General features: G+C 52.2%; 11 protein-coding genes and 1 pseudogene. 3 read left to right on the top strand and 9 right to left on the bottom strand.

Features of this window, described 5'->3' with window-relative positions; all coding sequences use genetic code 11:
• Positions 1 to 108: 108 nt before the first annotated feature.
• The 8 genes from menE to FEK42_RS01060 all read right to left on the bottom strand — a co-directional run bounded on the left by menE (position 109) and on the right by FEK42_RS01060 (position 8,004).
• Positions 109 to 1,464 carry an o-succinylbenzoate--CoA ligase gene (menE, locus tag FEK42_RS01095; RefSeq protein WP_135492839.1) on the bottom strand — a complete coding sequence of 452 codons (1,356 nt, stop codon included), beginning with the start codon at positions 1,462 to 1,464 and terminating at the stop codon, positions 109 to 111.
• The gene (gene menC / locus FEK42_RS01090; RefSeq protein WP_135410201.1) at positions 1,461 to 2,423 is read right to left on the bottom strand and encodes an o-succinylbenzoate synthase; all 963 of its coding nucleotides are present in this window, start codon (positions 2,421 to 2,423) and stop codon (positions 1,461 to 1,463) included. The genes menE and menC overlap by 4 nt, the downstream gene beginning before the upstream one ends.
• Positions 2,423 to 3,280 carry a 1,4-dihydroxy-2-naphthoyl-CoA synthase gene (menB, locus tag FEK42_RS01085; RefSeq protein WP_000639996.1) on the bottom strand — a complete coding sequence of 286 codons (858 nt, stop codon included), beginning with the start codon at positions 3,278 to 3,280 and terminating at the stop codon, positions 2,423 to 2,425. The genes menC and menB overlap by 1 nt, the downstream gene beginning before the upstream one ends.
• Positions 3,281 to 3,294: 14 nt before the next feature.
• Positions 3,295 to 4,053: a 2-succinyl-6-hydroxy-2,4-cyclohexadiene-1-carboxylate synthase gene (gene menH / locus FEK42_RS01080; protein ID WP_135492840.1), complete on the bottom strand. Its 759-nt coding sequence runs from the start codon at positions 4,051 to 4,053 to the stop codon at positions 3,295 to 3,297.
• Complete coding sequence (gene menD, locus FEK42_RS01075; RefSeq protein ID WP_135491662.1) at positions 4,050 to 5,720, bottom strand: 2-succinyl-5-enolpyruvyl-6-hydroxy-3-cyclohexene-1-carboxylic-acid synthase; 1,671 nt, start codon at positions 5,718 to 5,720, stop codon at positions 4,050 to 4,052. The genes menH and menD overlap by 4 nt, the downstream gene beginning before the upstream one ends.
• 88 nt (positions 5,721 to 5,808) lie before the next feature.
• On the bottom strand, positions 5,809 to 7,104 hold the full coding sequence (gene menF, locus FEK42_RS01070; protein ID WP_135492841.1) for an isochorismate synthase MenF: 1,296 nt from the start codon (positions 7,102 to 7,104) through the stop codon (positions 5,809 to 5,811).
• Positions 7,105 to 7,182: 78 nt separating this feature from the next.
• Positions 7,183 to 7,488, bottom strand: coding sequence for a stress response protein ElaB (elaB, locus tag FEK42_RS01065; protein WP_000070621.1), 306 nt, complete (start codon positions 7,486 to 7,488; stop codon positions 7,183 to 7,185).
• 54 nt (positions 7,489 to 7,542) lie between these two features.
• A complete protein-coding gene (locus FEK42_RS01060) occupies positions 7,543 to 8,004 on the bottom strand; it encodes a GNAT family N-acetyltransferase (protein WP_131162033.1) in 462 nt (153 codons plus the stop codon).
• Positions 8,005 to 8,068: 64 nt separating this feature from the next.
• Between FEK42_RS01060 and rbn the strand changes: the two genes are divergently transcribed.
• A complete protein-coding gene (rbn, locus tag FEK42_RS01055) occupies positions 8,069 to 8,986 on the top strand; it encodes a ribonuclease BN (protein WP_135492842.1) in 918 nt (305 codons plus the stop codon).
• A 106-nt stretch (positions 8,987 to 9,092) separates the two neighbouring features.
• On the opposite strand, the pseudogene FEK42_RS01050 reads toward rbn, so the two are convergent.
• Positions 9,093 to 9,874 (bottom strand): annotated as a pseudogene (locus FEK42_RS01050) (von Willebrand factor type A domain-containing protein).
• Between the two features lie 137 nt (positions 9,875 to 10,011).
• Here FEK42_RS01050 and FEK42_RS01045 point away from each other — a divergent pair.
• Positions 10,012 to 10,983, top strand: coding sequence for a M28 family metallopeptidase (locus FEK42_RS01045; RefSeq protein WP_135492843.1), 972 nt, complete (start codon positions 10,012 to 10,014; stop codon positions 10,981 to 10,983).
• Positions 10,984 to 11,085: 102 nt separating this feature from the next.
• A complete protein-coding gene (locus tag FEK42_RS01040; protein ID WP_130207202.1) occupies positions 11,086 to 11,589 on the top strand; it encodes a YfbM family protein in 504 nt (167 codons plus the stop codon).
• The last annotated feature ends 179 nt before the right edge of the window (positions 11,590 to 11,768 follow it).

Below are 11,768 nucleotides of genomic sequence, written 5' to 3'. Positions count from 1 at the left end.
GCACTATCCTGTCTGATAAGAATTGTCACATTAATTTACAGATTAACAGATAAACTCATTATCAATGGCAATGGAATAGCGGAAATGAGAGATGAAACTAATGATTTATTAATACTGGCGTTGCACCCACTCTTTTAATGCCTGACGTGAAATTTTAATGCCGCCGTTTTTCAGCTCCGGCGGAAGCGTCAGCCAACGCACCGGGTGTTGAAAACGGGCCAACTTGTCTTTCACCCATTCGCTAAGATCAACGGTTTCGTGGTCATACTCCACCACCGCTACCGGTCGATGACCAAACTCCTTGTCAGTAACGGGGACGATAAACACCTGCAAAACCGCAGGATGCGCGGCAATCACACGTTCGACTTCTTCTGGCTGAATGCCTTCGCCACCACTGAAGAACAGATTGTCTAAACGTCCGACAATGGTCAGCTTGCCATTATGCATCTCACCGCGATCGCGCGTGGCGTACCAGCCTTCGTCATTAACCAGCGGCACCAGTTTCCCGTTACGCCAGTAACCTTCTGCCATACTGGCAGCCCGCAGCCACACTTCATCGTTAACGATTTTTACTTGCCGCCCCGGCAGAGGCGAACCGACGTCAGCCAGGCCGTCCGCTTCTTTCGCGCAAACCGTGGAAGCGAACTCCGTCAGACCATAGCCGCAAAAGCAACGAATGCCCTGCTCGCGCGCCTGCTCCGTCAACTCAACCGGAATTGCCGCGCCGCCAAGTAACACCGCTTTCAGGGAAACTGAACTGCGGTTAACCAGCAAACGCCAGAGCTGTGTTGGCACCAGTGAAGCGTGAGTACAGCCTGCCAGCATTTGCTCCAATGGCTGTTTATCACGTACCGTCATCCGCGCACCAGCGTATAACCAGCGCCACATAATTCCCTGACCAGAGACGTGAAACAACGGCAAAGAGAGCAACCAGTCATCGTGATCGCCAAACGGAATCAGCGATAACACCCCTTCGGCACTGGCAAGATGGGCCTGATAAGTATGAACTGCGGCTTTCGGCAAGCCAGTGGAGCCAGAGGTTAACGTCATTGAGCACAGGCGCGTCGGCTGCCACGCAGCGGCATGTGCGCCTTCAACCAGCTGAATGTGCAGCGACGTTAACGCCGGAAACGTGTTTTCCCCTTCCGGCACCAGCGCAAATTGCAGAGTGAGATTTGGCAGCAATTCCTCAAGCAACGGTTGCGGCAGTTGTGGATTCACGGGCAGCACCCGCGCCCCACATTGCAGTAACGCCAGCCAGGCCAGCAGCGTTTGCGGCGTATTCCACGCCCGCAACATTACGCCGCTGCCCTCAACCACACCCTGCGCCGCAAAGCCGGAGGCTAATTCATCGACGCGAGCACAAAGCTTGCGCCAGTTGAGTTGCTCGTCATTAAGACGTAAGGCGATGGCTTCTCCCCGCACCTGCCGCCAGTGACGCCACGGCCAGTCAGAGAAGATCATAACAGCCGCTCCAGTGCATCAACTTCCACTAATGGCAGCGGGCTACCCGGCCAGCAACGAACCTGCTGCGCCTGCATCAGATCCAGCGTGTCCAGACCCGGAATGGTGTCTGGCGTTAACCAGGCAGCAATCCGTGCCAGTTGCGTTAAGCCTAAGCTCGACTCAATGGAAGAACTGATCACCGCCGTCAGCCCCAGCGCGTGCGCCGCCTGCACCTGCTCGCGGACTTTCTCCAGGCTGCCCGTGAGCGTGGGTTTGATCACCACCGCACGCACGCCCTCTTCCGCCACAAAGGCAAAATCCGGCTCGCGCAGGCTTTCATCCCAGGCAATGGCAATGCCGGTTTCACGGGCAAACGCACGCGAATCATCGCGGGTTTTGCACGGCTCTTCGAGAAACGCGATGCGGTGGCGATAGTCCGGGTTAACGTATTTGGCAAACTGCTGGCCTTTCAGCGGCGTCCAGGCGCGGTTCGCGTCAAGACGCAAATGCAGATCCGGAATTGCCTCCAGCAAAAGATTGACCACCATGCCGTCGCGCACGGCTTCGTACAATCCCACTTTGACCTTCGCCACTTTCTCGCCAGGCATATCGGCAAGTTTGAGGATCAGATCGTCCGGATCGCCATTACACAGCGGCGCAGCACGGTAATTGGCCGCCTGCGGGAGCGTATCTGCCAGTTCAGCCAGCGCGCAGCTTACGCCAAAGGCGACGGAAGGCATCTGTGGTAGCTCGCAATCGCCTGCCAGCCAGTTATGTACCCAGGCAAGCAGCACACTTTGCGCCTCTTCCCAGGTTTCCTGACTGAAGCCCGGCAGTGGGGAGATCTCCCCCCACCCTTCGCGCTCGCCCTCACGCAGGCAAACGTATAGCCCGTCGCGGGTTTTTAACCGCCTGTCGCGCAGAACCACCCCCGCGTCCATGGGGATCTGCCAGCGGTATACCTGCGCGCTACGCATTACGGATTCCGTTTAAATTTGCTGAAATCAGGCTGACGTTTCTGGTTGAAAGCGTTGCGACCTTCCTGACCTTCTTCCGTCATGTAGAACAGCATGGTGGCGTTACCCGCCAGTTCCTGCAGACCCGCCTGACCGTCACAGTCGGCGTTCAGTGCAGCTTTCAGGCAACGCAGCGCCATCGGGCTGTTTTGCAGCATTTCGCGGCACCAGCGGACAGTCTCTTTTTCCAGATCGGCCAGCGGCACCACGGTGTTCACAAGGCCCATATCCAGCGCCTGTTTTGCATCATACTGACGGCACAGGAACCAGATTTCACGCGCTTTTTTCTGCCCGACGATGCGAGCCATGTAGGAAGCGCCCCAGCCGCCGTCGAAGGAACCGACTTTCGGGCCAGTCTGACCGAAGATGGCATTATCTGCCGCGATAGTCAGGTCGCACATCATGTGCAGAACATGACCGCCGCCGATGGAGTAGCCAGCCACCATCGCGACAACCGGTTTCGGACAGGTACGGATCTGACGCTGGAAGTCCAGCACGTTGAGGTGATGTACGCCGGAATCATCTTTATAACCGCCGTAGTCGCCACGTACTTTCTGGTCACCGCCGGAGCAGAACGCTTTATCGCCCGCGCCAGTCAGAATGATCACGCCGATGTTGTCGTCATAACGGGCATCCGCCAGCGCCTGGATCATCTCTTTTACCGTCAGAGGACGGAAGGCATTGCGCACCTGCGGACGATTAATGGTGATTTTTGCTATACCGTCGGTGGATTTTTCATAACGAATGTCCTCGAAACCTTCGGAGCAGTCGTGCCATTCAACCGGTGCGTAAAGCATTGCTTCATCAGGATAAATCATATTGTGTCCTTTAGTCAGAAACGCAAGATCTGCGCCAGACTTGCGATTACGCCAGCGGGATTTTCCCGATGCGCGTTATGTCCGGCGCGAGGAATGACATGGCAGTCGGCAGCCAGTTCCGCCGCCAGAGCGCGGAATTTGCTGTCACGTTCACCACATAAATAATAAAACGCAAATGTGCGGGCGCTAAGGTTAGCACGTAAATCAGGCTGGACGGCGAGAGAAGTGGCCTCCAGCATCGCGGCAAGGGTTGCGCCGTTATTGTTGCTGCGCAGCGCCACCAGCTCCCGGCGTTGATCGTCATTGAGCGAGGCAAAAACAGGCTGTTGATACCAGTCGGCAAATACCGCCGTTAACGGTTCTGTGCGAAAACGCTGCGCCCAGCGATGATCGGAAAGCTGACGTTCCGTGCGTTGTTCAGCATTTTGCAGCCCGGGATGCCCACCTTCGACAATCACGCCACAAAGCCCCGCCATCCCCTGACAAGCCGCCATCATCGCCACCCGTCCACCGAGCGAGTACCCCACCAGCCAGAAGTTAAGGATGTTGTAACTAACAAAGGTTTTACGCAGTAAGTCGGTGACATCATCAAATCCATCGACACTAATTACCGCCGAACCGCCGTGACCTGGAAGATCAACATACAACCGCGAGTAGTCTGCAAACGCCTCGCCGACTTCCTGCCATTCGAGGCAATCGCCGGAGAAACCATGCAAAAACACCAGCCAGGGTAAACCTGGCTTGCCGTGTTTTGCCTGTGCGTGCAGGATCATAAATGGCTTACCTGCGCCAGCAGTTGCTGGAGGGTTTGCGCGCCGTCGGTGTCGTTAACCACCATCTCAATCACCGTGGTGGTCGGAGTGCGCCAGGCGTCGGCAAGTGCCGTTTCAAGTTCCTGCCAGTTTTGCGGACGATGATATTTCAGCTCAAACATCGCGGCAGCGTGCTCAAAATGGACGTTTTGCGGCATCAGATAGAAACGCTCGCGCTCGCTTTTCGGCGTCGGCAACAGCGAGAAAATTTGTCCGCCGTTGTTGTTCACCACAATTAATACCAGCGGCGCGGAAACCTGACGCAATAGTGCCAGCGCGTTGAGATCGTAAAGAGCAGAGAGATCGCCCACAATCGCCAGCGTCGGTTTACCACTAGCCCTCTGAACGCCTGCGGCGGTAGAAATCAGCCCATCTATTCCGCTGGCCCCACGGTTGCTATATACCGGGTAACCTGCCGGAAGTTGCGAAAGCGCATCAATCAGACGTACCACCAGGCTATTACCGACAAACAGTTGCCCCTGTTCAGGCAAATAGTCGCTGATGCGATGCGCCAGTTGCGCTTCGCCAAACGCATCACGACGGGCAACAACTGCCTGCATTGCCTGTTCAGCCAGACGCGGGATCTCCACGCACCAGGGCTGGCGTTTTTCAGCCGGATGCAGCTCCAGCCAGTCGGCAATATTGGCGACCAGGCGACGTCCACGGTGGTGTGCCGGGTCAAGCTGCCCTTCGATGTTATCAACAATCCAGTACTCTTCTGGTTCACAGCTTGCCTGCCATTGCAGTAACCGTTTACCGGTCAGGCTGCTCCCCAGTTGCACGACAATCTGCGCCTGTTGCAGTTCGCTGGTCGCTTTGGCATTGCCTAACCAGAGATCGGCACACGGCAGCGGCTGCCCGGTTTGCGACAGCACGTCGCCAATCAGCGGCCAGCCAAGTGTTTGCGCCCACAGGGCAACTTTTTTGCCCTCTTCCGCACTCATGCGCCCGGCAACCACCACGCCGCGCTTTTGCCGCCAGAAGAACCAGTCGCGCTGTTTTTCGCTCTCAAGACGAGGCGCTTCACGCAGCCACGGTTTGTCGCCCTGCCACCAGTCGCCAAGACGTTGTTGCCAGCTAAGTCCGGTATCGTCCATCTCGCCATAAAGCGGTTCGGCAAACGGGCAGTTGATATGGACTCCACCCGCATGCAGCGTGCCTAAAGCATGGTCGATAGTAGAAACCAGCCAACGGGCAGGAATATCCTGCGTCGGGCGCGGCAGTGAAATGCTATGCGTAGGATGAGAGGCGAACATGCCCGGCTGACGAATTGCCTGATTTGCGCCGCAGTCAATCAATTCCGGAGGACGATCGGCGGTTAACAGGATCAGTTTTTCTCCGGTTAACCCAGCTTCAATCAGTGCCGGATAGAGATTCGCTACCGCCGTGCCGGAAGTCACTATCACCGCCACCGGCTGCTTGCTGACTTTCGCCAGCCCCAGCGCCAAATGCCCCAGCCCACGCTCATCAAAATGAGTGTGATGAATGAAAGCGGAATTTTCCGCCGCCGCCAGAGTTAATGGCGTAGAACGAGAGCCAGGGGCGATGCAGACGTGTCTGACGCCGTGACGTGTTAATGCTTCCAGAATGACCGCCGCCCAGCGTCGGTTAAATGCGCTTACTGACATGAGTTTGTCCGGTATCAATATTGCGGCTAAGTATAAGGAGCTACAAAAAGAGATTATTGATATGAATCGGTAATGATGCGACTCATTACTATTCCAATTGTAATAAAGTGCGCAGTCCTGCCGCTTTGTTGTCGATTTCCTGCCACTCCAGTTCGGGGTCTGAGCCTCGGACAATACCCGCTCCGGCATACAATCGCACGACATTGCCACTGATTTTCGCCGAGCGCAGGGAAACGCAGAATTCGCTTTGTTGTAATGAGAGATAGCCCGCAGAACCCGCATACCATTCACGGGTAAACGGTTCGTGCCGGGCGATGAACTGCCGTGCCAAATCGCGCGGTAAACCTGCCACCGCTGCCGTTGGCTGCAACTGATGCAGACAAACCACATCATCTGCCGTATTAAGCGAGGTCCAGATACAGCGACGCAGATGCTGCACTTTACGCAGACGAAGCACCTGCGGCGGTAAAACATCCAGCGCCTGGGTGTCGCTCTGTAATCGCTGGCAGATATCTTCCACCACCAGCATATTCTCGCGCTGGTTTTTATCATCCGCCATCAGCCACTCGCCCAGTTGCTGCGCCTGTTTATCATCAGGATGATTCGCCACCGTTCCCGCCAGTGCTTCAGTACGCAACGCTTTGTCACGCCGCCGCCAAAGCCGCTCAGGAGATGAACCCAGGAACGCGCTTTCGCCATCAAAGGCCATGTAGAAATGGTAGCAGTTCAGGTTCAACCGACGACTGGCAGCCATCATTGCCGCCGCGTTAACTGAATCGGAGAAATGCAGGTCGGTCGCCCGCGCCAACACCACTTTATCCAGTTCACCTTCAGCAATGGTGTCAGTCGCCAGTTTAATTAACCCCGTCCAGGCTGGTTTGTCCGGCCAGTGATTTTCTTGGATGATGGTTAAATGCAGAGCTGGCAACGGTTTAATGTTTGCCAGAGCAGCAATGTATTCCTTTGCCTGATGTGCGTCTTGCTGAAGGGAGTTTTCGCTGAAAAGGGTCAGTCGAAGGGTCGCTTTGCCTGCACAGCGTCGCCATTCCAACCGCGGGAGGAGTAAATTGCCCTGGGAAGGGTCAAACGCATTCAGTCCCCAGATACGCAAGTCGGTGTGATCCGGGTGTTGTCGGAGAAAACGCTGCGCCTGCGCCAGCGACGAAAAGCTGGCTATTGTACCCAGCACGGCAGCCTCTTCATCACCATTGCGTTGTTGCCAGTAAAATTGCGGATACATTTTCTGGCTGGCCAGCCAGCTTAAGGCATCAAAGGCGTCATTTAATGGGAAAGGAACATCAAAAACCCGAATGCCGGGCGTCGCTGGAAACTCTTGCGACAGATGGCGCAATAGATTTTCCAGCGCCGTAGTGAGTGATTGCACGCGGACCTCTCCCTGTTAAAAGCCTCACATTATACGGGGTACTGCAAAAAAAATGCAGTACCCCAGTGTAGGGAGGTTTTAACGGCGTGCCAGCAACAGTCCTAATACCAAACCAACCGCAGCGCCAACGCCAATCCCCTGCCACGGTTTTTCATGAACGTAGTCGTCGGCGCGATAAACCGCTTGCTTCGCCCGATAGTAATAGCTGTCTGAAGCCTGACTGACTCTTTTTTTCACATCATCCAGCGCCTTCTCTGCTCGCGCCTTCAGCTCAACATATTTCTGATCGGCGGGATCGCCAGAGGAGCGCAGCACTTCTTCCAGTGTTTCACTCAGCAACGTCAGGTCGTCATCGATGCGTGTATCACCAAATTGATTAGACATTCTCGTTCTCCATTTGCTTAAAACCTGCCACTAACTATAGACAACGGTTATCAATTACGCCTGAATGACTTCGCGCGCCATCCCAATGTGGGGAATACCATCTTCCTCGTAGATATCCGTTACGGGGATAAAGCCAAAACTGCGGTAAAAGTTTTGTAAGTGCGCCTGCGCTCCCAGATAAATCGCCTTGTCCGGCCAGTGGCGCGTACATGATTCCAGCACCTTACTCATCAGTTGCTGCCCCACTTTTTCGCCCCGCAACGCTTCGCTGACAATCACCCGACCAATCACCACCGGTTCGAGATCATCATCACTTTTCAGAATCCTCGCATACGCTACCAGTTTCCCGTTTTGCCAGCCGAGAATATGACGATTTTCCCCTACCAGATCGTCACCATCGACATCCTGATAAGGACAGTTTTGTTCGACAACGAATACCGCACAACGCAGTTGTAATAAGGTATAAAGCTGAGAAACCGATAATTCAGAGTGATGAAGATCCTGCCAGTCGATCATGATGCGCTCCTTTTGGTTGTATGCCTTATACTAGCCGGATTATTTTTAGAAATGTGATGGTCTTATGGAATTAATTTTCTTAGGTACTTCGGCGGGAGTTCCGACCCGGGCGCGTAATGTCACGGCGATATTGCTCAATCTGCAACATCCGACCCAGGCCGGACTTTGGTTATTTGACTGTGGCGAAGGCACTCAACACCAAATGCTGCACACGGTGTTTAATCCCGGCAAACTGGACAGGATTTTTATTAGCCATCTTCATGGCGATCATCTTTTCGGCCTGCCCGGTTTGCTGTGCAGTCGTTCCATGTCAGGTATTGTGCAACCCTTAACCATTTATGGTCCGAAAGGTATCCGTGAATTTGTTGAGACAGCGTTACGCATTAGTGGCTCGTGGACCGATTATCCACTGGAGATTATTGAAATTAGCGCAGGCGAAATTCTTGATGATGGCTTGCGTAAAGTGACAGCTTATCCGATGGAACATCCGCTGGAATGTTACGGCTATCGCGTAGAAGAACATGATAAGCCTGGTGCGCTGAATGCCCGGGCATTAAAGGCTGCAGGCGTACCGCCAGGCCCATTGTTTCAGGATTTGAAAGCCGGAAAAACTGTCACACTGGAAGACGGTCGGCAGATTAACGGCGCTGATTACTTAGTCGCGCCTACACCAGGAAAAGCGATCGCCATTTTCGGCGATACTGGTCCTTGCGATGCCGCGCTGGCGCTGGCCAAAGGTGTCGACGTAATGGTTCACGAAGCGACTCTGGATTTGGCGATGGAGGCCAAAGCCAACAGTCGCGGCCACAGCTCCACACGCCAGGCGGCGGCACTGGCCCGTGAAGCTGGTGTCGATAAGCTAATCATTACCCATGTTAGTTCGCGCTATGATGATAAAGGCTGTCAGCACTTGTTACACGAGTGCCGGACGATTTTCCCGGCAACTGAACTGGCGAGCGATTTCGCGGTGTTTAGCATTTAAGTCGAAAGCGGTGGTTAGTTGGCAGATTAATTTAATGATGCCAACGCATTTATTTTTCATCTGTTTGCCGAATACGCTTGATGTCGATATCCGGCAAACAGATTTATCATTTATAGTTTTGTGAATTGTCCAGATCTTCCGCCAGCCCAATCAGACGAATAAATTCCGCTCTGTAGCCTTGTTGATCCGGTCCTTTTGCTTGCCGCGCCCACTGTTCGATCTGCTGCCAAGATGTATTATTCAGGTATTCAGAACCGCGCAATTTTAGCCCATACGCAGAGACTGCTGCGCGAAAACGCATATCTTCTGACGGTGCGTTTATTGTGGGTGCCAACGGGAATTCAACTAACTGACTTTCTTTTCCCTGCGGGTATTTCCAACGAATCTTTAACCAGGCCAGTTCTTTCGCTTTATCTGATTTCGCTGATTTGTTATCCGGGGCATAGCGTAACTTATCAATTGATGCTTTTTGCCCATTCAGAGTTAGCTGCCGGTGTCGACGTCAAGGCTAAACGTCGCCAACGGGTTTTGCGCTACCTGCTTAACCGGATTATCATCGAACTGCTGATAGCGAGCGGTTCCTGGATTTGCGATACGTGTAGCTTTTGCTTTAGCCGCTCTTTCAAATGTTGGCGCTTCCTGTAATCGCCCCTGCAAAGCCTGTTTGTCTGAGGATTGTTGCGCTTCATGCTGGGCTAAGGTTTTTGCTTTAGCGGCGGCGGCTCTTTGCTCCGCCACTTTTGTTGCCGCTTGTTGCGCGGCAAGTACTTGCTGGTCTGTGGGTGTAGTAGATTGTTGTTGCTGACTTTCCTTATCATCAGATTCCGGCCTACATCCTGACAAAATCAAACTACTAATAAGCAACATGATTATATTTTTATTTCGCATATAAAATCCTTTTAAATAAACTCAACCACCAGACATAAAATAGACTCTTTGTATAATCCGGCCAATCTTAATAAAATACGATCTCGAAACCTATAACAAATAATGATTCAACAACGAAACCTATCAACAATTTATATATGAAAAAAATAACCTTTTCCTTTTTTATATTATTCCTGTTTTCACTTCCTCTGATTGTTTTTTACCAACCCTGGGTCAATGCATTACCGCCAACGCCCCAGCACGCAAGTCCCGAGCAATTAGAAAAAACAGTTCGTTATCTTACACAAACTGTGCATCCACGTAGTGCCGACAATATTGATAATCAGAATAGGTCCGCAGAGTATATAAAAGAGGTCTTTGTCAGTAGCGGCGCCAGAGTTACCGGGCAGGATGTCCCCATTACTGGTAGCCCCTACAAAAACATTGTTGCTGATTATGGTCCTACCGATGGACCGCAGATTATTATTGGTACGCACTATGACTCTGCCAGCAGTTACGAAAACGATCAATTAACCTATACGCCGGGTGCGGATGATAACGCCAGCGGCGTGGCAGGATTACTCGAACTGGCACGTTTGTTACAGCAGCAAGCGCCGAAAATAGGTGTGCAACTGGTCGCCTATGCGTCGGAAGAACCGCCCTTCTTTCGTAGCAATGAAATGGGGAGCGCGGTACACGCCGCTTCGCTTGAGCGTCCGGTGAAATTAATGATAGCACTGGAGATGATAGGTTATTACGACTCCGCACCTGGGAGTCAGGATTACCCTTACTCTGTCATGTCCTGGCTTTATCCCGACCATGGTGATTTTATTGCTGTCGTCGGCAGAGTGCAGGGTATCAGCGCTGTGCGTCAGGTAAAATCTGCGTTGTTATCAGCAAAAGAGTTGCCTGTTTATTCTATTAATGCACCTGGTTTTATTCCCGGTATCGATTTCTCCGACCACCTTAATTATTGGCAACACGATATTCCCGCCGTAATGATTACTGACACCGCTTTTTATCGTAATAAACAATATCACTTACCTGGCGATACCGCAGACAGACTCAATTATCAGAAAATGGCTCAGGTGGTGGATGGCGTTATAACCTTGTTGCAAAACAGTAAATAATAAAAATTTCTCGAGGAAGATCCAGAAAAAGCAACATGCGCATTTTATTTTCCCTCGTCTGTTTTAAGATGCGAAAAATTAAATTCAACGGAGGAAAAACAAATGGGAATGATTGGCTATTTTGCAGAAATTGACTCAGAAAGAATTAACCGACTGCTTGAGTCTACTGAAAAACCCTTAATGGACAATATTCATGACACGCTTTCAGGTTTACGGCGACTGGATATTGATAAACGCTGGGATTTTTTACATTTTGGCCTAACGGGTACCTCTGCTTTTGATCCAGCGAAGAATGATCCGCTGAGTCGTGCCGTGCTTGGTGAACACAGCCTCGAAGATGGCATAGATGGTTTCCTGGGATTGACCTGGAATCAGGAGTTAGCCGCGACAATCGACCGACTGGAAGCTCTGGATCGAAGTGAGCTGCGTAAACAGTTTTCCATTCAGCGACTCAATGAAATGGAGATTTATCCGGGAGTGACCTTTTCAGAAGAGTTAGAGGGGCAACTCTTTGCTTCGATCATGCTTGATATGGAAAAGCTGATTAGCGCGTATCGACGTATGCTGCGACAAGGGAATCATGCGCTGACGGTTATTGTTGGGTGACATAGCTTGATGTCTGGGGGAGAAAGACCTATCAGTTTAGATTTATGCAAAGATCATCTTAAATAAATCTTTAACCAAGACCCGGTTTTGATCCCCTTGTATAAACACTGCTATATGCTTGCTTTATCGCATTCTTAAGTTAAACCCGTTTATTCAGTATATAACAGCGATACCACTAG

The sequence above is a fragment of the Escherichia sp. E2748 genome, from assembly GCF_005781125.1.
In the GTDB taxonomy this organism is placed as follows: domain Bacteria; phylum Pseudomonadota; class Gammaproteobacteria; order Enterobacterales; family Enterobacteriaceae; genus Escherichia.
The sequence above is the reverse complement of the archived record's forward strand: the minus strand, read 5'-3'. Positions and strand labels throughout refer to the sequence as shown.